This window comes from Frankia casuarinae (genome assembly GCF_000013345.1).
Classification (GTDB): domain Bacteria; phylum Actinomycetota; class Actinomycetes; order Frankiales; family Frankiaceae; genus Frankia; species Frankia casuarinae.
Window position 1 is genome coordinate 3,046,766 of the sequence record NC_007777.1, and the last position, 24,975, is coordinate 3,071,740.

Here is a 24,975-nt window from a genome sequence, read left to right on the forward strand (position 1 = left end):
GAGAAACCGGGCGGGGCACAGTTGCAAATGCGAACCGCCCGGGTTCGGTATGGACGCCATCATGTGAGAGATGGAGGTCGACGCCAATCGCCGTCGGCGACGGGGATGCTGTGGGCAAGGATGGCACGGACGTCGTTGGTGGTGAACGAGCCGTCCCGGCGGCTTCCTTTCTCGGCTAGCGGGTGCCGTCGGGTGCGGTCGAGCCAGCGGTAGCTGTCCGCGTCGACGAAGCAGCAAACCACGCGGACGGATTCGACGCCGGGACAGGTGCTGACCTTGTCCTCGACGAGGTCGCTGCTGGTCAGCCGTGCGAGGGGGAGGGCGTTCTTCGGCGTCGGGATCACCGCCTGCTCGGCGAGGCTGTAGCCGGCGTGGTGAGGCAGTGCTTCGGGGTGGGTGGGTCCCCTGCCGGCCCCGTGCCGGGTGTGCCTAGCCGTTTCGGCTGGTATGGGGGGCATGTTAACGCCGACTCGGCTACGGTGGGTTCGGTGCGCCGGGAAGTCTGGTCGGCAACGTGTGACCCGACCCCTTGGTGAGGAGCACCGCCGTGGGCCAAGTTCCGTCTCGCCGGTTCAGCCTGTTCGACCGCAGGTCGTGGCCCGAGGCTCGCCGGATCGCCGAGATCCTACGCAGGGAGGCCATCGGTGGCGGGCTGCTGCTCGCCGCGACGGTCCTGGCCTTGGGCTGGGCGAACTCGCCGTGGTCAGAGTCGTACCAGTCGATGCTGTCCTACCAGCTCGGCCCGTCCTGGGCGCACCTGGACCTCACCCTGGCTCAGTGGGCCGCCGACGGCCTGCTAGCGATCTTCTTCTTCGTTGCCGGGCTGGAACTCAAACGCGAGTTCATCGCCGGAGACCTCCGCGACCCTCGGCGGGCCGCTGTCCCGGTCCTGGCCGCCTGCGGGGGTGTCGCCGTTCCGGCCGTGCTGTACGCGCTGGTCAACGTCGGCGGTGACGCCTCAGCGGGCTGGGCGATCCCGACCGCCACCGACATCGCCTTCGCGCTGGCGGTGCTGGCGGTCATTGGCCGGCACCTGCCGTCCGGTCTGCGGACCTTCCTGCTCACCCTCGCGGTCGTCGATGACCTGCTCGCCATCGTCATCATCGCCGTCGTCTACACCCGCCACCTGTCGATCCTCCCGTTGCTGGGCGCGCTGGTGCCGCTGGCGTTGTTCACTCTGCTGGTCCAGCGCCGGGTGCGCTCGTGGTGGCTCCTCCTGCCCTTGGCCGCCGCGACCTGGACACTGGTCCACGCCTCCGGCGTGCACGCCACCGTGGCTGGCGTGCTGCTGGGGTTTGCCGTGCCGGTGCTCCGCGGTACCCGTGCCGGCGGCCCGGAGGCGGGACCGGGGCTGGCCGAGCACTTCGAGCACCGCTGGCGGCCCCTGTCGGCCGGGGTGGCGGTGCCGATCTTCGCGTTCTTCTCCGCCGGAGTCACCGTCGATGGCCTGAGCGGACTGAGCGCGGCGCTGAGCGACCGGGCGGCCCTCGGTGTCGTGCTCGGTCTCGTCGTCGGCAAGCCTCTGGGGATCATGGCCGCTACCTTCCTGGTAGCACGCTTCACTCGCGCCACCCTCGACGACGGGTTGACCTGGACCGACGTTCTCGGGCTCGCGGTCTTGGCCGGTATCGGATTCACCGTCTCCCTGCTCATCGGCGAACTGGCCTTCGGGAGCGGCAGCGCACGTGACGACCATGTCAAGATCGCTGTCCTGACGGGTTCTCTGCTCGCCGCCCTGCTCGCCGCCGTCGTGCTACGTCTGCGCAATCGCGTCTACCGCCGGCTCCAGGAAGCAGAGACCGCCGACCGCGACCACGACGGCATCCCCGACGTCTACCAAGACCTGCACCGGTCCTCCCCACGCCCGTGGGGGTGATCCGGTCCGGTCGGTCCGCTCGTGCAGCACCATCAAGTCCACCCCACGCCCGTGGGGTGTTCCGCCCTCGGCAATCGAACAGGTGACGCACAGGTAACACACAGGACCGACTCCCACCCTCATAGTCACGGGGCTCCTCCCGGAGCGCCGGCAGGGTAGGAGGACACCGGCCATGGCCACACGTGAGCAGGGAATCCGACGGGTAGGCCCCGTCACCGCCGGACTGGCAGCCGTCGCGGCCGCCGGAGCCATCGGCTTCGGCGTGCTGGCCCATGAGCATTCCGCATCCGCGGCCACCTGGTCCTCGACGACGGACGACAGCTCGGTGACCTCGGGTAACGGATCCACCTCATCGTCGACCTCCGACAGCGCGTCCTCGTCCGGCGGCTGGTCGGGCGGGACGACGGTGGGGAGCGCCGACGGTCCCACGCACGCGTCGACCGGTGGTTCCTGAGATGCCCGGCGCGGCAGCGGCGGTCGAGTGGTCGGTGTGGAGCACGACCGCCCGGCTCGTGGTGACCGAGCCCGGCGCACTGGCCGCCGCCCGGGAGATCGTCGTGGACCATCTCGCGGCCGTTGACGAGGTCGCCAGTCGTTTCCGGGCCGATGCGGAGATCAACCAGCTCGATCACGCCGATGGGACGCCGCAACGGATCAGCCCGCTACTGGCAGACCTCGTCGGTGCGGCGCTCCTCGCGGCCCGGCGCACCGACGGGGACGTAGACCCGACCGTCGGCGGACCGCTCGCCGCTCTCGGCTACGACCGGGACATCACGTTGCTGCCGTCGGACGGTCCGCGGCTGCGGGTGGTGCACCGGCCGGCGCCGGGCTGGCAGCGGATCCGGCTGACCGGGAACACACTGACGCTGCCGGACGACGCGCGGCTCGACCTCGGAGCGACGGCGAAGGCGCAGGCCGCCGACCGCTGCGCCGCTCTGGTCGCCGAACGGCTCGACACCGGCGTGCTGGTCAGCCTCGGCGGGGATGTCGCCACCGCCGGGAACGCGCCGGAGGGCGGCTGGCGCATTCGGGTCCAGGACCGCCCGGGCGAGCCCGCCTGCACCATCACCCTGGCCGCCGGGAGCGCGGTCGCGACGTCCAGCACCCTCGGGCGGCGGTGGCGGCGCGGCGGGCGGCTCCTGCACCACATCCTGGATCCGCGCACCTGCCAGCCCGCGCCGGTGGTCTGGCGGACCGCCACCGTGGCGGCCGCGAGCTGCCTCGACGCGAACACGGCGAGCACCGCCGCGATCGTCCGTGGTTCCGCGGCGGTGGGCTGGCTGCGCCGGCTCGGGATGCCGGCACGGCTCGTCGCCACGGACGGCTCGATCGTCACGACCGCTGGCTGGCCCGCCCCGAGCCGGGCCAAGGTGGCCGGAGCCGGAGTGGCCGGAGCCGGAGTGGCCGGGGTCCGGGTAGACCGGGCCGAGACGGCTCCGCCCGCCGAGGATGGAACCCGAGTCACGTCCGCTGGATCGGCGACACGGCCGAGAGGTTCCGGCCGATGAGCACCGAAGCCCTCTGGTACGCCGCCCGGGGCACGGGCACCACGTGCCTGCTGCTGCTCACCCTGACGGTCGTCCTCGGCATCGTGGCCCGCTCGGGTCGCGGCCTCGCGGGTCTGCCCGGTTTCGCGATCGGCGCCGTGCACCGCGGCGCGAGCCTGCTCGCGGTCGTGCTCCTCGCCATGCACATCGGCACGCTGCTGCTCGACCCGTACGCGAAGCTCGGCATTGCGGATGTGGTCCTGCCGTTCGGCGCCGGCTACCGACCGCTGTGGGTCGGGCTCGGCACCGTCGCCGCCGACCTTCTCATCGCCGTGGTCGTGACCAGTCTGCTCCGCCGGCGCCTCGGCGTGCGCGCCTGGCGGGCAGTGCACTGGGCCGCCTACGGCGCCTGGCCACTCGCCCTCTCGCACGGCCTGGGCTCGGGCACCGACGCCGGCACGCCGTGGCTGCGAGCCGTCGCGATGGCCTGCGCGCTCGCCGTCGCCGGATCCGCGGCCTGGCGCTGCTCCCCCTCCTTCAGGATCCTCCCCCGCCCACACCGGCCCCCCAGCCCGCGACACCAACCGGCGGCGCCCACAACCATGACCCCCAGATCGGAGCAGACATGACCATCCGCGCTGCCACCGGAGCGGCCCAACCGTCCATCCCCACCGGCACCAGCATCGCCACCGGCACCAGCGACGTCGGCCGCGCCGGCTCCCCTGAGGCCCAGCCCGGGTGGGGGCGCGAGCCCTGGCCCGCGGCCATGCACGCGGTACGGCCCGCGGCCGGCGCGGGCGGCCTCCCCGCGCATCACGTCCCGGCCGGACGGCTGCTGACCGCAGCCGCGTCCGACCTCGCCGCGCACGACCGACAGTGTGGACCGCTGCCCTGGCGCGGCGGACCCGGGCGGTTACTTCCGGAGATCCACGACTCCGGGCTGACCGGGCGGGGCGGCGCGGCCTTCCCCACCTGGCGGAAACTCGCCGCGAGCGCCGAGGGCACCTGCCTCGACGGCAGCCACTCCGGCAGCGCGCACCGGGGCAGCACGCACCGGGGCAGCCAGCACCGGAACGCCGGGCACCGAGCCGACCGGTACCGCAGCAGCGCGCACCCCGTGGTCGTCGCCAACGCCGCCGAAGGGGAACCCGAGAGCGCCAAGGACGTCACCCTGCTCACCGTGGCGCCCCACCTCGTCCTCGACGGCCTGCAGCTCGCCGCGGAGGCGGTCGGGGCCGATGACGCCTTCGTCTATCTCAAACCCGGTCCGGCGGTCACGGCGGTCCGGCGGGCGCTGGCCCAACGGCGGGCCGCGGGCTGGGACCGGTTCACCGTCCAGATCCGGGAGGCGCCGGAGACCTTCGTCGCCGGGGAGGCATCGGCCGTCATCGCAGCGCTGGAGGGAGGGGCGGCCCGGCCGCGCGCGCACTGGCAACCGCTCGCCGAGGCCGGTTTCCACGGCCGTCCGACCCTGGTGCAGAACGCCGAGACACTCGCGCACCTCGCGTTGATCGCCCGGTGGGGAGCCAGCTGGTTCCGCTCGGTCGGGACCGCCGAGGAACCGGGCACGTTCCTGGCCACCGTGACGGGAGCGGTCGCCGCGCCCGGTGTCGTCGAGGTGCCGTTCGGCACCCCGCTCGGCACTCTCGCGCAGCTCGCGGGCGGCTTCACCGAGCAGGTCGGGGCCTTCCGGGTCGGCGGTTACAGCGGTGCGTGGCTGCCCGGCGGCCCGGGAGCGACGATCGCGATGTCCCGGGCGGCGCTGGCGCCGTGGGGTGCCGCACCGGGCACCGGAGTGGTCGCCGTCCTCCCGGCCCGGGGCTGTGGGCTCGTCGAGACCGCGCGCATCGTCGGGTACCTGGCCGCGCAGAACGCTGGCCAGTGCGGGCCATGCGTCAGCGGGCTGCCCCAGCTTGCGGACGCCGTGGCCGGGATGGCCCGAACGGATGGCGGGTCCGGCGGCCCGGTGCAGGGGGCTGGCGATCCGGGACAGTCCGCCATCCGGGCGCTGCGCCTCGCCGCCCTGGTCGCCGGTCGCGGCGCGTGCCACCACCCGGACGGCGCGGCCCGCCTCGTGCACAGTGCGCTGCGCACGTTCGTCGACGATATCCGGGCGCACGCCGAGGGCCGCTGCCTCGGCTCGGCGTGCGCATCCTGACCACACCCATCCCGACCAGGCAACGTCGACGAAGAATCCACAGGGGAGACAGATGCCATGAACACCACAGATGCCATGAACACCACAAACGCCGGCGCGGCAGCCGGCCCGGCCCGGCTGTGGATCGACTGGACGGCGTGTGACGGCCGCGGCTGGTGTGTCGAGCTGCTACCCGAGCTGCTGACCCGCGATCCAGCGGGTTATCCGCTGGCTCGCGGGACGACCGGACAGTCGACCCGAAAAATCACCGTCTCCACGGAGCTGATCGAGCATGCTCGTCGGGCGGCGGATGCCTGTCCCCGGCTCGCGCTACACCTGCTCGCCGGCCAGGAACAGGGGTAGCCGGGCCCGGCGGCCGATGTCCGCTGTCTCGCTCGCTACGCTACCGCCGCATTACCACTTTGCTAAAGCCGCGCTACCGCTACCTGCCTGGGTAGCTGGCGGCCGCGAGGGCGAGGATCTCCTCACGGTCCTCGGCGAGCAGGAATCCGGTCGCGATCGCGTCGTCGGTGGCCCGGGTAAAAGCGGCGCGATAGTCCGCGGCGCCGGCGGGGTAACGGGCGGCGAGTGTGGCGGAATCCAGCGGCCGGGTGGAGCCGAAGATGGCGGAGGCGTCGGTGGGGTTCTGCCCCAGGCCGGACAGGACGGCGATGGGAACGTCGACCCAGGGAGTGCGCACGCCACCACGGGCGATGCCGTCCGCATCACGGAGAAGTACCGCTGGATCCGTCGCGGCGGTTAGCAGGTGGGGCGCGGACGGGGGCGCGACACCATAACGGATCCAGTCGTCCAGCGCGGCAATCGCGGCCTGGGCGACATAGTGCTGCTGCGGTCCGCTGTTGATCGCGGCGGTGAACGGGACGCCGAAAGGGGCGGCGCTGGGCACCAGAAGGCGTACCAGCTCCGCGGCAGGCAGCGCACCGTCGTCCCGGAAACCAGCCTTGAGCGTGTAGGTGTCGACGTGCGCCGCACCGGCGATCTCCCAGAGCCGAAACCGGTCGCTATCGGGTTGGCGGGCGCCCACGGCGCCAAGCACGCCGACGACGTCGGTCTCGCTCTGCACGACCATCACGGGCACCGCGACGTCCGTGCGCAGCCGGACATCCCCGGCCAGGGTCGGGCCGCCCCGACCGTCGAGGGACGCCGTGGTCCCCGGGCGGCCCTGGATCAGGTAACCGTCGAAACCGCCATGGCCACCGCCGGCGGCACGGCTCCTATCGCGGTCACCGCCGTCACCGTCCCGCGCCGCGATGGTGTTTACATAGGTCACCAGAAAGAACGCCGCCTGGGATGCGCCCACGGCGATCATCCGCGCCGGACGAAGGTGATCGAGGAGACCGCGACGCACGGTTTCCCCGGCCTGACGGAAGATGTCGAAGCTGTACGCGTCACCGGGATGGGACAGAATCGCGTAACGGGTGGGATCGGCGCTCTTAAGCGACGGCACGATCGGCCACCAACCGGTGCCGCGTTGCTCCCCGGCACCATCTTCGCCCGCATCGCCGCCGTCCGCAATACCGCCGTCCGCAACGGCCCTCGCTTCGACACCGGCCCCTTCGGCGGTGTCGATCCCATCGATGCCGATGCGTTGCGCCGACACCCCCACCCAGGCGAAACCGGCGCGGAGCAGATGCCGATGCGTCGTGAGCCATGCGGCGGCGGCGTCCATTCCGGCAGAGACGTTCAACCATTCCACGACGGCCGTGCCGTTGAAGGCGGTCGGGTCGGCAGGCCGGTAGACGATGAGACGGGTCCGAAACGGCGCCTGACCGGCGACCACCACGTCCCATCTGCCATCAGAGGTGATCGGACCCGTCGCGGCATAGGAGTCGGCGGTTCCGCTCACGAAGAACTCCTCCGCCAGATAGCCGATGGAGGCCAGATCGAAAGACGTCGAGATCAGGCTCGCCTGGCCGGCGATCGGCCCGTCGACTCGCACCGACGCCATCTCCATCAGCTCCATCGATTCGGTTCCTCTCGCGCTCGCCGCACGGATCCACGATCCATCGTGCCGCACGCGAGCGCATCGAACCGATGGCCGCCGTTGCTCAGATGTCATATTCCGGGGACTTTTGACCCGTGACCGGGACATAAATCACGATCCGATGGTCAGGAGCCTCGTGGTCCGCGCGGGCCTCGATGAGGCCGCGTGGAGAGGTGCCACCTCCGAGCCGGTGTGCGGTTTCACTCCGCGGGACGCGCCTGGCATGCCGCGACCACACCGCACATCGAGAATGGGTACGGGTACGGCGCCATCGGGCCACTCGTTGGACCACCCGTTGGACCACCCGTCGGACCACTTTGCCCCGGCCGTGCGGCCCGCTCGTCCCTCGACGGCGGGCCGCACGTGCGCGGATGCGGCTCAGTGGCCGTGCGCAACGGCGCGGCGCAGGACCACCCGGTCGAACTCCTGACCATGCTCGTCCAGGCCCCGGATGGTCAGGGTGGAGTACCCGCCGGGCCGGCCCGGATCGGACTCGGCAGCCACGAAGGCGTAGTCGTCGAAACGGGTCCGCGACCAGTTGATGGACTCCGGTGCCTTCGTCCCGTCGGCCTGCCAGACATAGCTGTTCGGCACAACGTTCGAGCCCGGTACGATTTTTCCTCGGTAGGACTCCGGCTCACCGGTCTGGAACTGGTAGCGGGGCCGTCCCGCGCTGCCCGCGACGATGTAGGTGGTGCCGTCCTTCGCGGGTTCGATCGTCGAGCCGTCGGGCGCCTCGCGGGTCGGTGCGTTCGCGCGGATCGGGTCGGTGCGCTCGTACAGGTGGTTGTGACCCTGCAGCACGAGGTCGACCTGGTAACAGTCGAACAACGGCGCCCAGGCGCCGCGGACGCCGCCGTCGCTGGCGTGCTGCGCGGTCGTCGAATAGGCGCAGTGGTGGAAGAAACAGACGATGAAATCGATATCCGGGTCGTTCCGGTAGCCCTTCAGCGTGCTCTCGACCCAGGACGTCTGCGCACCGTTCGAATATCCGGTGTTCGCCTTGATCTCATAACTGAGGTCGTTGGCGTCCAGCGAGAGCACGGCCACGTTGCCGTGGACGAAGGAGTACACGCTCGGGCAGCCCTGAGGCCCCCCGCCTGGCAGGTCCAGGCGGGCGAGGTGGCCGCCGTAGCCGTGCGGGGAGTAGAGCGCCTCCATGTCATGGTTGCCGGTGGCGAACATCCACGGCGTGCGGGCACTGCTGACCTCGATGTCGGCCAGGTAGACGTCCCAGACGGTCGGGTCATAATTGTCGAAACCGGTAGGAGATACGCCGGCGGCCGTCCGCTTGGGCGGCCTTCCCTGACCCGATGGGTCCGCGTAGCTGATGTCCCCGGCGAGCAGGTGGAACACCGGGTCCTGGCGGGCGATGGCCGCGGTGACAGCCGACGCGTGGGCGACCATCGGGGCGTTGTCGGCCTTGTAGTAATTGTCATCGAACACACCTTTCGGATCGCCCGGCGGGGTGGTGTTCGAACCGTGGTCGCCCATCATCGTGAACCGGAACGGGCCGCCATGGCGTCCCTTCCGGTGTCCGGTGCGGACCGCCTGCACGGGGGTGGCTTCCCCACCGGGAATCCGGAAACGGTAGTAGTATTCCCGGCCCGGCGTCAGATTGTCGAACGCCGCGTGCACGTAGTACTGTTCGACGGCGAGAATCGAGCCGTCGGCCTGGGGGACCTGGGACAGCAGCGGTCGGATCTCCGCCTCGACCGTGCCGCCGAGACCGCGTCCCGGCCCGATATCGACCAGAACCTTGCCGCGGCCCGGGTTACGCGACAACTGCGCCGCCAGCCGAAGCTGCCGGGACGGATCGGCGCCGAAGGCGGTGTGCCTGCCGCCCACGAGCAGGGGACTGTCGTTCGTGGCGGCGTAGGCGGCCCGGCCGAACGGCGTGCCGAACAGGCTCGCCGCGCCGGCACCAGCCAGACCGCCGAGCAGAATCCCGCGTCGGCTGACCGGCCGCCGCCGGAGAAAGGTCTGGAGCCATTCGTACTGCTCGGCGATTGTCATGTCCTCGGCCATACCGGCCGGAACACCCGACGCCACCACTTCGCTGGGAGGACTCACAGGCATACCGCTGAAAGTAGGCCCGTCGCCTGTCGAATATTGCAAATACACGGTGGCGAACCACCGAAATATTTGTAAACATCGCGGGAGGACTTCCCTGGCCCTGGCGGAGTCAGCCTGCTGACGGGCATCAGCCTGCTCTATGATCATCCTGTTCCTGATTCCTGCCGGCAGCCGTGCCCAGTGCGCGGGTACGGCCCATGGTTGGGCCGTACCCGCTCGGGCATCCGCCAGGTATTCCCGAACGGGTATCTCCCGCGGGTGGCTCCGGCTGGCGTTTCCGTCAGCCGGAGCCACCCGCACGCAGGGCGCACTCAGCGCCGCTCAGCCGGCATCGTTCAGCCGGCATCGTTCAGCCGGCGCCGAAGAGCCCCTGCGCGAGAAAGCCGCCCGCGGGCGCCGCGGGCGGGACGGCGAACAGGGCACTGGAGGTGTGCCGGATGAAGGTGTTCAATGCGTCGCCGGCCGCGAGGGTCCGCTGCACCGCGACGAACGCCGTACGCGGGTCGGCCTGGTAGGCCGCGAAGAACAGGCCGGCGTCCGGCTCGCCGGCTGAGTCCAGGCCGTCGTCATAGGAGTAGCCGCGACGAAGCATGGCGATCCCACCGTGGAACGACGGGTGGGACAGCCGGACATGGGCGTTGCCGGCGATCGCGAGACTGCCGTCGGCGGCGCGGGCAGTGAAGTCCGGCTGGATGGTCTCAGCGCCGCCCTGCCCCACCGGCGGTGCCGAGAGCGCGGTACCGTCGGACTTACGGCGGCCGATGACCGCGCTCTGAGCCGTCTCGTCCAGCCGCGCCCAGGCATCGAGCAGCATGCGGATACGCCGGCAGACCAGGTAGGACCCGTCCCGCATCCATTCCGGCCCGCTGGACACCCACACCGCCCGGTCGAACCGCGGCGTGCCCGGTCCCGGGTTGTCCGTGCCGTCGATCTGCCCCATCAGGTTGCGTGGGGTGGACCCGGGGTTGAACGCGGCCGCCGCGGAACGAAGGAATCCCCGCTGGATCCAGCGGGGCCTGGCATCCTGAGCGGCGAGACGACGCATCTGCCGGGAAGCCGAGACCGCGACCATCGGATCCTCGGCGCAGACCTGCACGCCGAGATCCCCGCCACTGCGCGCCAGATCGAGCTGGTCACCGGGCATCGCGGGAATGTCCGCGAACTCCGCGGGTATCTGCGCGTCGAGACCGGCGCGGCGCAGCGCGGACGCGCCGAGCCCGATGGTGATCGTCAGCCCCGCCGGTCCGAGTCCCTGGGTGTCCCGCTCAGCGCCGTCGAGCGGCTCGCCTCGCATCAGCACCGCGGCGGCGGCCGTCCAGGTGCGCAGCACCGCGGCGAGGGATGTGCGGACCGCGGCCGGGCCGGACGTCGTCAGGTCGTAGGCGGTGAAGACGAGCTGCGCGGGAGGGCGGTCGGCGATTCCGGGCTGGTGACGGCCGTCGCCCACCACCCCGGCCAGCGCCTCACGACGGACCGCGGCGACGCGGTCCGTCCCGCCCGACTGGTCCTCCTGGGGACGTTCCGCGGCAACGGCGACACCGCCGTCGAGGGCCATGACTCCCCCGAGGCCTCCCCCGATCGCGACACCACCGCCGAAGCCGAGCAGCCCGGCGCCCCGCAGCACCCTGCGGCGGTGGGGACCGATCGGGCGGTTCTCCCGGACCGCATCCGTCGCATCGGCGACATCCGTTACATCGGCAGCGTCCACAATGTCCGACACGCCCGCCCTACCGGCTCTATTGGACATACCAGTTTCAGCCATACCGGTTCCATCCGTCCTGTCGCTCACGGGATCCATACCGGCGCCGCGGTGAGATCCGACATCATCCTCGGGCCGGCAATCCTCGGGCCGACGTCAGGGCGGCGATTGTCACCGGAGGACACCCGGGTGAGCCGTCCGGTGAGGTGTTCGCATGGATCATAGGGCAGTTCCGCGATGTCCGTGAGGTGCATGTCCCGCATAGTGACTGTCGAACCGCACTCAGCGCCGCCCATCCCGGGCCTAGAGACGTCGTGTCGTCGAACGTTTACACATAGATACAGAATGAAGCGGAAATGCCGAACGGCCTGCCAACGGGCGACACGAGGAACCGATCAGCGTGCGGGAACGACGACGTCACCGACGCGCGGGACCATGCCCGGCCCGGCGGATCTCACCGGTCGCAGAGGTTCGGGTCGCTGCCCCAGCCACGCAGCACGTTCTTCTCGATCTTTCCGGTGGAAATCTTCGGCAGCTCACGGAAGATGATCTGCCGTGGAGGGCGCCGTCAACCACCGCGGGGCGCTCGGCGAACGCCCCAGCCGACCTTGACTAACCCTCCGCGCTTCTCCGGGCGACGGGTTCGCCCCGGCGACGGGCCAAGCCCCACCGTGCACTCGAGTTCAGTCCGCGCAGCGCCCTGCGCACGGCCGGGTGCTGGCTGACACGGTGCACCGGGTAGCGCCACGGCGGCTGTTCGCCCTGGCGCGACGCCATCGAGTAGGCGAACGACACCGGATCCTGATCGAGGTATGGGTCCACCCGTTCGAACCAGGCCATGCTCGTCCGCGCCGCCGCCTGCAGAGGACCCAGGGCCGCCCGGCCCCGCCGGTCGAAATCTCGCAGCGCGGCCGGCAGATCGCCGCCGCTGTCGTACATGCTCTGCGCGAGCGCGACCGCATCGACGATCGCGAGCGCCGTGCCCGACCCGAAGGCGAAGTGCGTGGTGTGGGCGGCGTCACCGATCAACACGACGTTGTCGTGGTACCAGCTCCGATTGGTGACATCGGCGAAGCGCAGCCACCGCGCCGCCCGGCCGCGGCACTGGCTGATCAGCGGATGGCCGTCCAACGGACCAGAGAAGATCTTTTCCAGCATCCGCGGCGCGTCCTCAGCGCTCAGGAGATCAAGGCCGAGTCCCTTCCACGTCCGCTGGGAGCATTCCACGATGCAGGTGCTGACGCCGACGCTGGACGGATAGGCGTGGAACCAGATCCATCCCGCGGAGGTCCGTTCGAAGGCGAAGGTGAAGCTGTCGAAGCGCTTGTCGGTGCCGAGCCAGATGTACGGGTTACCGCCGATCTCGACCTTGGTACCGAAATCGTCCTGGGCCAGCTGGCGCACCCGGCTGTTCGCGCCGTCGGACGCCACGACGAGATCGGCGTCGGCATACGGGCGCAGGTCGTCCACCTCGTGCCGGTACTCCACCTCGACGCCGAGATCGGTAGCCCGCCGGGCGAGGATTTCGAGCAGCGCGGCCCGCTGCAGGCTGAAGCCGTAGCCGGTGAGATATGCCGCCGACGATCCGCCCAGACTGATCCGCTGTTCCTGCCAGAGAGTGGACGCAGCCCGCAGGGCACGAGCGCTGCCTGGGTCGTTGCGGAAAAGGACGTCCAGAAGGTTATCCCAGTACACGACCCCCCAGCCGTAGGTCGCCCCGGGCGGGTCGCGTTCGAGGACTATGATCTCCTGGCTGGCGTCACGGCGTTTCGCCGAGATAGCGAAGTAAAGTCCTGCCGGTCCGCCCCCCACACAGACGATCCTCACCGCAGGTGCCTCCTCTGTGTTCCTCCTCGGCGTGACCCGGACGGCGGGTGGCAACGACCGTTCGCCGGCTCGTCACCACCGTCGCCCCGGAGAGGAGCACCGCCAGCGGATGTCGTGGTGCCCACTTGTCGGGTTGCCCGGTTTCCCCGCATTGTCGGGTTACCCCGCGTTGTCGGGTTTCCCGGTTTCCCCGCATTGTCGGATTTCCCGATTGTCGGGTTGACCGATCGTCAGATTGCTGGTCGGGTTGCTGGATTGTCGGGAGCCGGGATCACCAGCCACCCCAACGACCCCAGCCACCCCAACGACCCCAGCCACCCCAACGACCCCAGCCACCCCAGTGGCCCCAGCCGCCCCAGTGGCCCCAGCCCCAGCCCCAGCCCCCGAAGAAACCGGTGACCTGCCGGAACGAGCCCTCGGCCCGGAGCGTCGGTGCCTCATATGTTGCTTTCATGCCGGATTCCTCCGTCCGACTTCGACTTATTCGATCCATGTAACTCTCGGCGATCAAGACGACACCGTGGCTGCCGTCGGCGTCCCAGCTCCGACCTCCACTTACCGCCTGTGACCAACCATCTTCGATTCTGCCCCTTTGCTGTCCATTGCTGGTTCATCACTGGTTCGGTGGCACCGGCGGGAGTCGCGGTGGAGACGGGCGCCGATCAAGAAGATCATCGCCGTAGCCGGCCGAAGCCCCGACTCACGGGCCGGCAGCCGTCGAAGGTCCCACGCCGCATCGAAGGCGCCCTGCGGGGCCGGACGGGAGCGTTAGGCGACGTCGCGGTCGCGCGCGTCCTCGGGCAGCAGGGTGCGCAGGCCCAGAATGATGTTGGTGATCCCGAACTCGAAATCCTCCGGGACGGTGACGCCGGAAGGCTGCGCCGCCGCGGGGACCGCCGCGGCCGGATCCTCAGCCGGCCGCTCGGTGAGCAGGAAGCCCCGGGTGTATGTCGAGAGCGTGAAGAAAGCGTGCCAGGCCAGCGACGACGGGAATCCGGCATCCCGCAGCCCAGCCAGCAGTTCCGCCGCCCGCGGCCAGGAGGTGATGGTCTCCTGGTAGGTCAGACTACCGATACGACGTGCAATCAGGTCGCATTTCAGGTCGTCGACGGCGAGCAGCGCATAGAAATTTTTGAAGAACTCGCGGAGCACGTCCTCCCAGGCGTCACCGCGGAGGGCAGGCATGCTCTCATAGAAAGAGACGAGTGCTTCCTCGGCCATGGCATCGAGGAGTTCTCGCTTACTCTTGAAATACCAGTAGATGCTGGTGACACCGACGTCGAGATACGCGGCCAGGCGGGGCATGCTCAACTGATCTACCGGCGTGTCCCGACAAAACTCGAAGACGCCCGCCAGAATCCCCGGGGCATTGATGGATCCCCGAGCACGCCGCGACCGGGGGCGCTTCGAGCCCGTGTTCGCCGAGGGGGGCACGCGCTAGCCTCCGCATCGTGGGGATGGCCCGGGAACGGCCCCGCCGCCCAGGACCACACCGAGTATCCTACCGGATGGTTCTCCGGATGGCGTGAGACATCTGCCGCATCCGGCGGGTGCAGTGGTTGGCCCAGGGCCAGACGGCAGGATAGTCCAGACCACCACAAGGCCACCCCGCCGAAGGCCGGCCGGACCGTCCCGCCCGGCACACCACACGCCACCTCCGGCGCCGTCGCCCCGCCGCAATCCGCGCTCTTACCACCGCCCTCCCCATCACCCCCAACCCACCGACACCCCCCACCCGCCCAAACCGGACACCCACCTCAGTTCCACCCCACACCCACTCCGACCCACGCCGAATCCACCAGCTCAACACCACACACCTACACTGACCGGAACAGTCACTGACCGGAACAGTGCGGCATCGCGACTCCACCCACCAGGCGACCGAAGACCAACACCAGGAGGGTGAAAATGGCCATTCCGCGGCGCCAGGCAATCAGGATCGGCGCTTATCTCCTCAAACAGAAACTCGCCAGACGGGACAAGTTCCCGATCACCCTCGAACTCGAACCCCTGTTCGCATGTAACCTCGCCTGTGAGGGCTGCGGCAAGATCCAACATCCCGCGGACGTGCTGAAACAGCGCATGCCCGTCGAGCAGGCGCTCGCCGCCGTCGACGAGTGCGGCGCCCCCGTGGTGTGCCTGGCAGGCGGCGAACCGCTGATGCACCCGCAGATCGAGGACATCGTGGCAGGCCTGGTGAAACGTAAGAAGTTCATCTACCTGTGCACGAACGCCCTCCTGATCCCACGCAAGATCGACAAGCTGCGTCCGTCACCGTACCTGTCCTTCGCGGTACACATCGACGGCCTCGAGGAACGCCATGACAAGTCCGTGGCCAAGCCGGGCGTGTTCGCCCAGGCCGTGGACAACATCAAAGAGGCGCAGCGCCGCGGCTTCCGCGTCACCACGAACACCACGTTCTTCAACACCGACACCCCTCAGACCGTGATCGAGGTGTTGGACTTCCTCAACAACGACCTCAACGTCGACGGGATGATGCTCTCCCCCGCCTACGCCTACGAGAAAGCCCCCGACCAGGACAGCTTCCTCGGGGTCAAGGAAACCCAGGAACTGTTCCGCAAGGCGTTCGCCGACGGCCGCCGCAAGAACTGGCGGATCAGCCACTCCCCCCTGTTCCTGGACTTCCTCGAAGGCAAGATCGACTTCCCGTGCACGGCCTGGGGCATTCCGTCCTACTCCCTGTACGGCTGGCAGAAGCCGTGCTATCTGATGGGCGACGGCTACGCCAAGACCTACCAGGAACTCCTTGACACCACCGACTGGGAGGCCTACGGACGAGGCCGCGACCCACGCTGCGCGAACTGCATGGCACACTGCGGCTACGAACCGACCGCCCTCGCGGCGACCCTGTCCTCCCTGCGGGAATCCATCCGCGCGGCCCGCTGAGACCGGCCCCCGGACCACCGGCCAGTCCGGGAACACCGGCCAGCCCCGGGAAACGACCTCGGTGCCGGCGTCCACATCCTCCGGGCGGAGGGCGACGGCCGCCGCACCGAGGTCCTCCACCACCAGACACCCGGCTCAGATGTGCCGGGAAGGGCGGCATAAGCGGGATCCGACCCGAAACCGCATTATGATCCAATTATGACCACTGGCGCCCCGACGCTCACCCACCGTCCCCTCGCCGGTCCGACGTCGTGGGCCGCGGCGGCGCCCGTCTCGCCCTCGTAGGGCTCGCGGGTCTTTGTAGGGGTCCCACAACACCTGACCGCCGACATCGGTAGCGACGGAGCTGTCCAGACCGCGCCCCGAGCTGGGAAGGTGACCCGGAGCGAGGATCGGAACCGCCTTTCGGGCGTTCCGCCCTCATCGTGACGGGAAGGGGTAGTTAGTGGTTTACGACAAGATCGTGGTAACGGGTCTCGGTGCGATGACTCCACTCGGCGGCGACCTCGCCGCCACCTGGGACGGGCTGGTCGCGGGTGCCTCGGGTGTCGCGGTGATCGAAGACGAATGGGCGCGGGAGCTGCCGGTCCGACTCGCCGCACAGCTGCCCGTCGACCCCGCGGCAACACTGCCGCGCAAGGACAGCCGCAAGCTCGACCGCGGTGAACAGATGGCGATCGTCACCGCCCGGCAGGCGTGGGCGGACGCGGGATCCCCCGAGGTCGCTCCCGAGCGGCTCGCGGTCGTCATCGGCACCGGTTACGGCGGGGTGCAGTCCACCCTGGGCCAGCACCGCATCCTGGAGCAGGCCGGTGCGCGCCGGATGTCCCCTCACACGGTGATCATGCTAATGCCCAACGGCCCGGCGGCGTGGGTGAGCATCGACCTCGGCGCGAAGGCCGGCGCCCGCACCCCGGTCAGCGCCTGCGCGTCCGGCGCCGAGGCGATCGCCACCGGTATGGAGATGATCCAACACGGGCTGGCCGACGTCGTGGTCGCCGGCGGCGTCGAGGCGCCGGTCGACACGCTGCCGCTGGCGGCGTTCGCGCAGATGAAGGCCCTCTCGACCCGGCACAGCGACCCGGCAGCCGCCTCCCGGCCCTTCGACGCCGACCGTGACGGCTTCGTGCTCGGCGAGGGCGCCGGCCTGCTGGTCCTGGAACGGGCCGGGTTCGCCGCCGCCCGCGGCGCCCGCGTGTACGCCGTCGCCGCCGGCGCGGCCACCAACTCCGACGCCCTCGACATCGTCACCGCCGACCCCGCCGGGCAGCGCAGGGCCATCGAGGCCGCACTGGCCGGCGCCGGCCTCACCCCCACCGATATCGACCTCGTACACGCCCACGCCACCTCTACCCCCGTCGGCGACCCCCTGGAGGCCGAGGCGATCACTCAGACAATCGGCACCCATCCGGCGGTCACGGCCACCAAGTCGATGACCGGGCACATGCTCGGCGCCGCCGGCGCGGTGGGCGCCATCGCCACGGTGCTCAGCATCCGCGACGGCGTCATACCCCCGGTGCGCAACCTTGACCGGCTCAACCCGACGATCAAGCTCGACGTCGTGTCCGGACCGGCCCGCCACGAGACCGTCCGCGCCGCCGTGGCCAACGCCTTCGGCTTCGGTGGGCACAACGTCTCCCTGGCATTCACCGCCCCCTGAACCGGCCGCACCGACCCCGCCGGGCGTGGGCGAGGAGGAGGGTGACGTCGTCGTCGTAGCCGTCGTTGCCGTCGTTGCGGTTGAGGAGGGTCAGTAGCCGGTCCGCGGTGGTGGGCAGGTCGGCTGTTTCGGTGAGGATGCGCAGCAGGCGTCGGCAGCCCTCGCCGATGTCGACGGTGGGGGATTCGACGAGGCCGTCGGTGTAGAGGGCGAGGGTGGAGCCGGGGGGGAAGCGGTGGCGGGTTTCGGTGAAGGTCTGTTCGGTGACGCCGAGGATGATCCCGTGGGGGTCGTCGAGGAGGTCGGCGGTGCCGTCGGGGTGGCGCAGGGCGGGGGGGAGGTGGCCGCCGTTGGCCACGGTCAGGGTGCTGGTGGCCGGGTCCTGGATGACGTAGGCGACGCTGGCGATGGTGTCGATGCTGCGGGTGACGGCGTCGAGTTCGGTCAGCAGGGCGGCGGGGGGCAGGTCGAGGCGGGCGAGGGTGCGGGCGGCGGTGCGTAGCTGGCCCATGGCGGCGGCGGCGTTCAGGCCGCGGCCCATGACGTCGCCGATGACCAGCGCGACCCGTCCGGCCGGCAGGGGGATGACGTCGAACCAGTCGCCGCCGACCTCGGTGCCGCTGGTGCCGGGCTGGTAGCGCCAGGCCAGGTCGAGGTCGTCCAGGGTGGGGATGTCGCGGGGCAGCAGGGCGCGTTGCAGGGTCAGGGCGGCGGTCCGCTGGTGGTCGAAGGCGTGGGCGTTCGCGATCGCGGTTGCGATCCGGCTGCCCAGTTCGGTGGCGGTCTGGGTGTCCTGCTCGCGGTAGGGGCGGGCCGCGGTGACGGCGAACCCGACGGTTCCCAGGCAGTGCGGGCCGACCAGCAGCGGGACGATGATCGCGGATCGAAGGTGGGAATGCCGGAACAGGGCGGCCACGCTGCTCGCGGGTGCGTCGGGTGCGTCGGGTGCGTCGGGGAGCCGTTCGTCCAGGTCGAGGCGGACCGGTTGGCGGGTGAGGAATACCCGTCCGACCTGGCGTCCGGTCAGGTTGCTTCTTGTGTCTGGTGGGGGGAGGGGCAGGTCGGGGGATGGTCGGGGCAGGTCGGGGGAGTGTGCCCACACGGCTCGGCGAAGCAGCGGCGGGTCGGGTTCGGCCCCCGGGGGGCAGGGCTCGTCGGCGAGGTACAGCTCGCAGGCGTCGGCGAATTCCGGGACGACCAGCGTGACCATCTCCCGCAAGGTGGCCGACAGGTCCAGCGACGCGCCGAGCAGCCCGCTCGCCCGGCTCAGCAGCCGCAACCGCCGCAGTACCAGGTCACGTTCGGCCTGCGCGCGACGCTCGTCGGTCACGTCCACCGCCGTCACGCCGACCGCGATTCTGGCCCCGGTCGAGTCATGCAGGGGATAGTAGGAGGCCCGCCAGATGCGCGGATTCGACGGGTCCGCCGGGGTCGCTCCGATGATCTCCTCGTCGAGGATCGCCTCACCGGTCGCCAACACCCGGCGGGGCCGCTCCCAGCCGAGAGGGTCTATGCCCGGGAGCACCTCCGGGCCATACCCACCGATCATCTCCTCGGCGGACAGGCCGGAGGCCCTGGCAGCCGCCTGGTTCACCGCCCGGTAGCGCAGGCCGCGGTCGAAGACCGCGAATATGATCGGCGCCGTGTCGAACACCCGCAGACACAGCAGCGCCTCTTCCCACCGGGCGAGTGCCCGCGGGTCCGGCAGGCCGGGCCGAGGCCCGCAGATGTCGCTGCGTACCTGACCATCGGGCTGCGGCGTCGGGTTCATCTCGGGACCAGTCCTGCCGGGGCCGGAGCCGCCGGTCACCGTCGGAGACTCGGGCGGGTAGAGACGCATCCAAGTGTGGGACAATCCCACCACCTGCGCTAACGGAAGCGGCAGCAGCATCCGAAAACAGCGGCATCCCGAAAACAGGGGATGTCGGGATGGGTGCCGCCAGCGGACCCGCCGTGCCCGGTGCGCACGTGTGCGGACCGGGCACGGCGACGAGGGGATGGCTCTGCTCTAGACCACGACGTCGCGGGAAGACCGGCCCCGCTGTTCCCGAGGGTGCCGCTGTTCCCGAGGGTGCCGCTGTTCCCGAGGGTGCCGCTGTTCCCGAGGGTGCCGCTGTTCCCGAGGGTGCCGCCGCCGCCCGGTCTGCCGGTCCCCGTCGCGGCGGACCAGCCCACGGGTGACACCGCACGGGTCGTCATGCGGCGGGGTACACGGCTCGCACTCGGCCTCGATGGTCGCGTGAGTGATGCCGTGCCGCGCGGCGAGCATCGCCTTGATCGCATCGGACACCGATCGGGCCTGCGCCAGGCTGGGATGGCCCCCGTCGCCGTGGGCACTGTCGAGATGGCCGAGCTCCAGATGCACCGACGCGGCGAGGAGTCGGTCGGACAGGCTCCAGACGTGCAGGTCATGCACGTCGAGGACATGAGGGTCGCGCAGGATGTCGGCACGCACCGCCGCGACGTCCAGGCTCGCCGGGGTTGCCTCCAGCAGCACCCGTGAGGCACTCGCCAGCAGCCGCGCCCCCTGGACGGCGATGAGCAGCGCGATCACCAGCGAGACCAGCGGATCCAGCCAGTACCAGCCACCGACCAGCCAGATGGCCCCGCCGGCGGCGGCGACCGCCAACGATACCGCGGCGTCCCCGGCGAGGTGCAGCACCGCGGCCCGGGTGTTGAGATCACCATCGCCGCCGTGGACCACCCACGCGCTGACCCCGTTGACAACGGCGGCGGCCAACGCGACGGCGACCACCACTCCCCCATCCACGAAACCGGTCGAACCGAGGCGCCGCAGGGACTCCACCGCCAGCAGCGCCGTCACGACCAGCACGGCGGCGGCGTTGGCCTGCGCGGCAAGCACCGGCCAACGCACCCCGCCGAAGGTGCGGCTCGCCGACGGCGGCCGCCGGGACAGTGCCACCGCGACGAGCGCGAGCACCACGCCGGCAGTGTCGGTCAGGTTGTGCCCGGCGTCGGCGAGCAGACCGACCGAACCGACCGCGAGCCCCGCCGCCGCCTGCCCGATCACGATGGCGATGTTCAATGCGGTCGCCAGCAGCAGCCGGCGCCGTTGGCCGGCACTCCCGGGCGTCTCGGAAACACCATGACCATGACCATGACCATGGCTGTGGCCGTGACCGTGACCGTGGCCGTGGCCGTGATCCCGGCCACGACGATCATCGTGGCCGGCGCCCTGGTCACCGAAGGTGCCGGTGCTGGTCATGCGTCGCACGCACCGGCCAGGGCGGCACGGTCGGCGGCGCCCCCGGAGCCGACGTCATCAGCACCACCGGCCTCGCCAAAGACCCCACCGCGGGCCCCGCCGAGGCTCCCCGGCGCGGCAGCCGCGACGGGGGCGGTGACGTTCGGGTGGATGTGGTCGGTGTCGACGGCCAGGACGACGCCGAGAAGATCGTCCAGGGCATGGCGGAGCTTGTCATCGGCGAGCTCGTAGCGCTGCCGGCGACCCTCCGGCGTGGCGACGACCAATCCGCAGCCACGCAGACAGGCCAGATGATTGGACAGATTCGTGCGCCCCACCCCGAGGATCTCCGCAAGATCCGAGGGGTAGGCCGCGCCCTCCCGCAGTACCAGCAGCAATCTGGCCCGCGTCGGGTCGGACAGCGCGTGCCCGAATCGGGCGAGCACCTCGGCATGCGAGGCAACCTTCACCATGCTTCAACGGTACAGCCGGTCCTGACGTCAGCCAACGCTGAACGGAACCGGCTACCGCCCCGTCGGACGGCGACAGGAATCCGTCGCGCCACCGACCTCCCGGGCCGAGTGCGCGAACTTCTCCGGGTACGTGTGCTTCGGTCGGCGAATTTGGGGGACCTGAGGATGGTCTGCGGGCCTGGACCGTGCCCTGCTCCCCATAACGTGGCCGCCGCGCGATCAGGCGGACCCCTGTGTCCGAGACCCGGGCCAAGTCGGCGCGACGGTCAGGCGTCGAAGAGAGCGCTGACGGACTCGCCGTTGTGGATGCGGCGGATGGCCTCGGCGAGCGCCGGGGCGACCGTGAGAATCTTCAGCTTCGGCACTCGGTCCCCCGCCGGAATTGGCACCGTGTTCGTGCACACGATCTCGGCGACCTCGGGCTGGTCGCCGATGCGCTTAAGCGCACCCGCCGCAAACAGCCCGTGCGTACACGCCACCCGCACCGACCGCACGTTCAGCTCACGCAGCCGCTCAAGCAGCTCGAGCACGGTGCTACCCTTGGCGATCTCGTCGTCGAGCACGATGACGTCCCGGCCAGCCACGTCACCGATGACCGTGCTGATGCTGACCCGGTCGTCGGCGAAACGCTGCTTGGCCCCCGCCGCCACCCGCACCCCGAGCATCCGGGCGAACGCCGCCGCCTCCTTGGCGTTGCCGAGGTCCGGGGAGACCACCGTCGTGTTCGACAGCTCGTAGTGACGGAAGTGCGCGGCAAGTTCCCGCAACGCATGCAGATGATCCACCGGCACGCTGAAGAAACCATGGACCTGCGGCGAGTGCAGGGTCATGGCGAGGACGCGGTTCGCACCCGCGGTGACGAGCAGGTCCGCGACCAGCCGCCCGCCGATCGAGATCCGCGGCGCGTCCTTCTTGTCCGAGCGGGCATAGGCATAGTGCGGCAGCACGACCGTCGTGCGCGCCGCCGACGCCCCGCGCGCCGCGTCCAGCATCAGCAGCAGCTCGACGAGGTTCTCCTGCACCGGTGCGACCAGCGGCTGGATGAGGAACACGTCGCGTTCCCGGCAGTTCGCGGGAAGCTGGACCTCCAGGCAGTCGTTGGCAAAACGCTGCACCCGCACCCGATGCAGCGGCACGTCAAGGTGTGTGCAGATCTCCTCGGCGAGACTCGGATGGGCACTGCCGCTGAAGACGGCGATGTCTCGCACGAACCGCTCCTCGTTCCCTGTTCTCGGTGTCCCCGGTCTCGGTGTCCCGGGCCTCGGTGTCCCCGGTCGACGTCCGATGGACCCGCCCGTCCCGGATGGTATCGACCAGAGGCCGAGTCATGCCGAGGTCCCTAGCGCCTCCCGGATCGACACCCGAGTCCCGCCACGCTTCACCGCATTGCCGTACACCCTCCCGGCCAGCCAGACCAGTGCCCCGATCAGCGCGAGCGTCAGCGCCATCGCGACCACCACCTGCCACCCCGCCACGCTGCCGATCCCGATCACCATCGGCATCAGGACCGGCGCGAACAGCGGAATCATCGCCAGCGCCAGGATGAGGCCGCTGTCCGGCGACCCCGGCAGCACCGAGATGCCCAGCACGTACGGGACAACGATCAGCAAGATCATCGGTGCCGTGACCCCGCCGGCGTCCTCCTGCCGAGACACCAGTGCCCCGGCGGCCGCGAACAGCAGCGCGTACACGGCAAACCCGAGCAGATACCACAGCAGCGCCAGCGCGACCGACCCGATCGCGATCCCGGCCGGAATGTCGAGCTGCCCGGTGGTCAGGCCCAACGACACGCCGACCACCCCGATCAGCGTCAACTGACCGAGAGCCACGGCGCCGATCCCGATGACCTTGCCGGCCATCAGCTGCCACGGACGCACGGTCGCCAGCAGCAGCTCCACCACCCGGCTGCTCTTCTCCTCGATCACCCCCTGCGCCACGGCCGGGCCGAAGATCAGCAGAGACAGGTAGATCAGCCCGCCGGAGAGCAGGCCGAGCAGCAACCGGGCCCCGTCCCGTTCCGAGGCCGGCCGCAGGGCGCTGACCTGGACCGTGGCCGCGGACACGGCTCGCCCCACGACGGCCGGATCACCACCGAGCCCCACGACCTGGCGCTCGAGCGCGACCTGCCGGGCGGCGAGGCTCAACACCGACGTCAGCCGGTCGCCGAGCTCCTTCTTGACGACCACCCGGTAGACGGCGTTCCCCGCCGCGCCAGGGGTCGCAACCACGCGGACGAACGCGTCGACGTCACCGTCGAGCACGGCCCGCTCGCCGACCGCCCGATCCGCCACCGCACGGACCTCGACGTTCTCGCCCAGCGACCGGGCCGCAGCCTCGACCGTCGCCGCCTGCCGGAAGTCGACCGCGGTAAACGCGATCCGGCTCGCCGACGAGCCGCCGGTCAGGGACGTCAGCAGCACCATGGCGCCGATCCCGAGGACGAACAGCCCCGTGGTGATCCGGAAGGCCCGCGACCTGGTCCTGGTCACGATCTCCCGCCGGGCGATCAGCCGGATCACCCGGCCCGACCCCTGCGCCGCGCCATCCAGCCCCCGCACGCTCACGCCGCGTTCTCCGGGAACGCCCCACTCCCCGGCTGCTGCCCGGCCTGCACGACGACGTTACGGAACAGCTCGGTCAACGACGGCCGGCGACGACGGAACTCCCGCACCGGGCCCGTGGCCAGCGCCGCGCGCAGTACCGCCTGGTCGTCGGCGCCCGCGGTGAGGCCCAGCACCGTCCGCGGCCCGTCCCGGTGACGCACGACGACCCCCGGTATCCCGTCGGCCCAGCCCGGCGGCGCCGCCGGCGCGTCCACCACCACCTGCAGATCACCACCCGCGCGCAACTCGTCAACCGAACCGCAGGCGACCATCCGGCCCGCCCGCACGATCCCGACCCGGTCGCACAACCGCTCGACGAGATCGAGCTGATGGCTGGAGAACATCACCGGAACCCCGGCGGCGCGACGCTCCCGCAGCACCTCGCTCATCACGTCGACGGCCACCGGGTCCAATCCGGAGAACGACTCGTCGAGTATCAGGACGACCGGATCGTGCACGAGCGCGGCGGCCAGCTGCACCCGCTGCTGGTTCCCGAGGCTGAGCTTCTGCACCTCGTCGTCCAAGCGGCTGGACACCCCCAGCCGCTCGGTCCACCGCGCCACTGCCCGACGGGCTGCCGGCAGCCCCATTCCGTGCAGTTGCGCGAGGTAGACGAGCTGCTCACCCACCCGCATCCGCGGATACAGACCGCGTTCCTCCGGCATGTAGCCGATCCGGCGGCGGGTGCGTAACGTCAGCGGAACGCCGTCATAACGCACGACCCCGGAATCCGCCGCGAGCACCCCGAGGGCGATACGCATCGTCGTCGTCTTCCCGGCACCGTTGCTGCCGACGAACCCGAACAGCTCGCCGGCCCGCACCTCGAACGTCATCGACTCCAACGCGACGACGTCGCCGTACCGTTTCGACACCCCGTCGATTTCGAGCCGTCCATCGCCCACCTGCACCAGCTTTCCACGGCGTTCCAGGTAACGGTCAACCCCTGCCTCTGCCACCCAGATGCTATTCGCGGTGGTTTTCATGATCAGTTTTGCGTGGTGCGACGATGTCAACACCGTT

Annotated in this window: 21 protein-coding genes; 8 read left to right on the forward strand and 13 right to left on the reverse strand. The window is 70.4% G+C overall.

Annotation, left to right across the window (positions count from 1 at the left end; all coding sequences use genetic code 11):
- Nucleotides 1-59: 59 nt before the first annotated feature.
- The gene (locus FRANCCI3_RS13015) at nucleotides 60-458 is read right to left on the reverse strand and encodes a hypothetical protein (protein WP_011436979.1); all 399 of its coding nucleotides are present in this window, start codon (nucleotides 456-458) and stop codon (nucleotides 60-62) included.
- Between the two features lie 89 nt (nucleotides 459-547).
- Here FRANCCI3_RS13015 and nhaA point away from each other — a divergent pair, with 89 nt between their 5' ends.
- The 6 genes from nhaA to FRANCCI3_RS13045 all read left to right on the forward strand — a co-directional run bounded on the left by nhaA (nucleotide 548) and on the right by FRANCCI3_RS13045 (nucleotide 5,863).
- Nucleotides 548-1,876 carry a Na+/H+ antiporter NhaA gene (gene nhaA / locus FRANCCI3_RS13020; protein WP_011436980.1) on the forward strand — a complete coding sequence of 443 codons (1,329 nt, stop codon included), beginning with the start codon at nucleotides 548-550 and terminating at the stop codon, nucleotides 1,874-1,876.
- 172 nt (nucleotides 1,877-2,048) lie between these two features.
- Nucleotides 2,049-2,330, forward strand: coding sequence for a hypothetical protein (locus tag FRANCCI3_RS13025; protein ID WP_011436981.1), 282 nt, complete (start codon nucleotides 2,049-2,051; stop codon nucleotides 2,328-2,330).
- A gap of 1 nt (nucleotide 2,331) precedes the next feature.
- On the forward strand, nucleotides 2,332-3,384 hold the full coding sequence (locus FRANCCI3_RS13030) for an FAD:protein FMN transferase (protein ID WP_011436982.1): 1,053 nt from the start codon (nucleotides 2,332-2,334) through the stop codon (nucleotides 3,382-3,384).
- Entirely contained in the window at nucleotides 3,381-3,992 is a 612-nt protein-coding gene (locus FRANCCI3_RS13035) for a ferric reductase-like transmembrane domain-containing protein (protein ID WP_011436983.1), read from the forward strand. Before FRANCCI3_RS13030 ends, FRANCCI3_RS13035 begins: the two co-directional genes overlap by 4 nt.
- On the forward strand, nucleotides 3,989-5,521 hold the full coding sequence (locus FRANCCI3_RS13040; protein ID WP_011436984.1) for an NADH-ubiquinone oxidoreductase-F iron-sulfur binding region domain-containing protein: 1,533 nt from the start codon (nucleotides 3,989-3,991) through the stop codon (nucleotides 5,519-5,521). The genes FRANCCI3_RS13035 and FRANCCI3_RS13040 overlap by 4 nt, the downstream gene beginning before the upstream one ends.
- A gap of 57 nt (nucleotides 5,522-5,578) precedes the next feature.
- Nucleotides 5,579-5,863 carry a ferredoxin gene (locus tag FRANCCI3_RS13045; RefSeq protein WP_011436985.1) on the forward strand — a complete coding sequence of 95 codons (285 nt, stop codon included), beginning with the start codon at nucleotides 5,579-5,581 and terminating at the stop codon, nucleotides 5,861-5,863.
- A 79-nt stretch (nucleotides 5,864-5,942) separates the two neighbouring features.
- On the opposite strand, the gene FRANCCI3_RS13050 is transcribed toward FRANCCI3_RS13045, so the two are convergent.
- The 6 genes from FRANCCI3_RS13050 to FRANCCI3_RS13070 all read right to left on the reverse strand — a co-directional run bounded on the left by FRANCCI3_RS13050 (nucleotide 5,943) and on the right by FRANCCI3_RS13070 (nucleotide 14,541).
- The gene (locus tag FRANCCI3_RS13050) at nucleotides 5,943-7,484 is read right to left on the reverse strand and encodes an alpha/beta hydrolase domain-containing protein (protein ID WP_011436986.1); all 1,542 of its coding nucleotides are present in this window, start codon (nucleotides 7,482-7,484) and stop codon (nucleotides 5,943-5,945) included.
- Between the two features lie 399 nt (nucleotides 7,485-7,883).
- Nucleotides 7,884-9,584: a purple acid phosphatase family protein gene (locus tag FRANCCI3_RS13055; RefSeq protein WP_035734298.1), complete on the reverse strand. Its 1,701-nt coding sequence runs from the start codon at nucleotides 9,582-9,584 to the stop codon at nucleotides 7,884-7,886.
- A 346-nt stretch (nucleotides 9,585-9,930) separates the two neighbouring features.
- Nucleotides 9,931-11,301, reverse strand: coding sequence for a Dyp-type peroxidase (locus FRANCCI3_RS13060; protein ID WP_011436988.1), 1,371 nt, complete (start codon nucleotides 11,299-11,301; stop codon nucleotides 9,931-9,933).
- A gap of 591 nt (nucleotides 11,302-11,892) precedes the next feature.
- Nucleotides 11,893-13,107: an FAD-dependent monooxygenase gene (locus FRANCCI3_RS13065; protein ID WP_011436989.1), complete on the reverse strand. Its 1,215-nt coding sequence runs from the start codon at nucleotides 13,105-13,107 to the stop codon at nucleotides 11,893-11,895.
- Between the two features lie 271 nt (nucleotides 13,108-13,378).
- Complete coding sequence (locus FRANCCI3_RS24615; protein WP_023841952.1) at nucleotides 13,379-13,561, reverse strand: keywimysin-related RiPP; 183 nt, start codon at nucleotides 13,559-13,561, stop codon at nucleotides 13,379-13,381.
- Between the two features lie 314 nt (nucleotides 13,562-13,875).
- Nucleotides 13,876-14,541, reverse strand: a complete 666-nt coding sequence (locus FRANCCI3_RS13070) for a TetR family transcriptional regulator (RefSeq protein WP_011436991.1) — start codon at nucleotides 14,539-14,541, stop codon at nucleotides 13,876-13,878.
- Between the two features lie 474 nt (nucleotides 14,542-15,015).
- On the opposite strand from FRANCCI3_RS13070, the gene hpnH reads away from it, so the two are divergent.
- Nucleotides 15,016-16,014 (forward strand): adenosyl-hopene transferase HpnH, encoded by a 999-nt coding sequence (hpnH, locus tag FRANCCI3_RS13075; RefSeq protein WP_011436992.1) that lies wholly within the window; start codon nucleotides 15,016-15,018, stop codon nucleotides 16,012-16,014.
- Nucleotides 16,015-16,459: 445 nt separating this feature from the next.
- Nucleotides 16,460-17,674: a beta-ketoacyl-[acyl-carrier-protein] synthase family protein gene (locus tag FRANCCI3_RS13080; protein WP_011436993.1), complete on the forward strand. Its 1,215-nt coding sequence runs from the start codon at nucleotides 16,460-16,462 to the stop codon at nucleotides 17,672-17,674.
- On the opposite strand, the gene FRANCCI3_RS13085 is transcribed toward FRANCCI3_RS13080, so the two are convergent.
- The 6 genes from FRANCCI3_RS13085 to FRANCCI3_RS13110 form a co-directional block, all read right to left on the reverse strand.
- Nucleotides 17,661-19,514 carry a SpoIIE family protein phosphatase gene (locus FRANCCI3_RS13085; protein WP_237704542.1) on the reverse strand — a complete coding sequence of 618 codons (1,854 nt, stop codon included), beginning with the start codon at nucleotides 19,512-19,514 and terminating at the stop codon, nucleotides 17,661-17,663. The genes FRANCCI3_RS13080 and FRANCCI3_RS13085 overlap by 14 nt on opposite strands.
- 168 nt (nucleotides 19,515-19,682) lie before the next feature.
- A complete protein-coding gene (locus tag FRANCCI3_RS13090) occupies nucleotides 19,683-20,900 on the reverse strand; it encodes a cation diffusion facilitator family transporter (protein WP_011436995.1) in 1,218 nt (405 codons plus the stop codon).
- Complete coding sequence (locus FRANCCI3_RS13095; RefSeq protein ID WP_011436996.1) at nucleotides 20,897-21,352, reverse strand: ArsR/SmtB family transcription factor; 456 nt, start codon at nucleotides 21,350-21,352, stop codon at nucleotides 20,897-20,899. The genes FRANCCI3_RS13090 and FRANCCI3_RS13095 overlap by 4 nt, the downstream gene beginning before the upstream one ends.
- Nucleotides 21,353-21,618: 266 nt before the next feature.
- Nucleotides 21,619-22,560, reverse strand: coding sequence for a ribose-phosphate diphosphokinase (locus FRANCCI3_RS13100; protein ID WP_011436997.1), 942 nt, complete (start codon nucleotides 22,558-22,560; stop codon nucleotides 21,619-21,621).
- A 117-nt stretch (nucleotides 22,561-22,677) separates the two neighbouring features.
- On the reverse strand, nucleotides 22,678-23,916 hold the full coding sequence (locus FRANCCI3_RS13105; RefSeq protein WP_011436998.1) for an ABC transporter permease: 1,239 nt from the start codon (nucleotides 23,914-23,916) through the stop codon (nucleotides 22,678-22,680).
- Nucleotides 23,913-24,857, reverse strand: coding sequence for an ABC transporter ATP-binding protein (locus FRANCCI3_RS13110; RefSeq protein WP_049761086.1), 945 nt, complete (start codon nucleotides 24,855-24,857; stop codon nucleotides 23,913-23,915). Before FRANCCI3_RS13110 ends, FRANCCI3_RS13105 begins: the two co-directional genes overlap by 4 nt.
- Between the last annotated feature and the right edge of the window lie 118 nt (nucleotides 24,858-24,975).

Bases quoted from the DNA above. Each gene is read 5' to 3' on its own strand.
- FRANCCI3_RS13015 (WP_011436979.1), bottom strand. From the start codon at position 458: ATGCCCCCCATACCAGCCGAAACGGCTAGGCACACCCGGCACGGGGCC.
- FRANCCI3_RS13085 (WP_237704542.1), bottom strand. From the start codon at position 19,514: ATGCGTCTCTACCCGCCCGAGTCTCCGACGGTGACCGGCGGCTCCGGC.
- FRANCCI3_RS13045 (WP_011436985.1), top strand. From the start codon at position 5,579: ATGAACACCACAGATGCCATGAACACCACAAACGCCGGCGCGGCAGCC.
- FRANCCI3_RS13025 (WP_011436981.1), top strand. From the start codon at position 2,049: ATGGCCACACGTGAGCAGGGAATCCGACGGGTAGGCCCCGTCACCGCC.
- FRANCCI3_RS13035 (WP_011436983.1), top strand. From the start codon at position 3,381: ATGAGCACCGAAGCCCTCTGGTACGCCGCCCGGGGCACGGGCACCACG.
- FRANCCI3_RS24615 (WP_023841952.1), bottom strand. From the start codon at position 13,561: ATGAAAGCAACATATGAGGCACCGACGCTCCGGGCCGAGGGCTCGTTC.
- FRANCCI3_RS13095 (WP_011436996.1), bottom strand. From the start codon at position 21,352: ATGGTGAAGGTTGCCTCGCATGCCGAGGTGCTCGCCCGATTCGGGCAC.
- FRANCCI3_RS13030 (WP_011436982.1), top strand. From the start codon at position 2,332: ATGCCCGGCGCGGCAGCGGCGGTCGAGTGGTCGGTGTGGAGCACGACC.
- FRANCCI3_RS13040 (WP_011436984.1), top strand. From the start codon at position 3,989: ATGACCATCCGCGCTGCCACCGGAGCGGCCCAACCGTCCATCCCCACC.
- FRANCCI3_RS13055 (WP_035734298.1), bottom strand. From the start codon at position 9,584: ATGCCTGTGAGTCCTCCCAGCGAAGTGGTGGCGTCGGGTGTTCCGGCC.
- FRANCCI3_RS13050 (WP_011436986.1), bottom strand. From the start codon at position 7,484: ATGGAGCTGATGGAGATGGCGTCGGTGCGAGTCGACGGGCCGATCGCC.
- hpnH (WP_011436992.1), top strand. From the start codon at position 15,016: ATGGCCATTCCGCGGCGCCAGGCAATCAGGATCGGCGCTTATCTCCTC.
- FRANCCI3_RS13090 (WP_011436995.1), bottom strand. From the start codon at position 20,900: ATGACCAGCACCGGCACCTTCGGTGACCAGGGCGCCGGCCACGATGAT.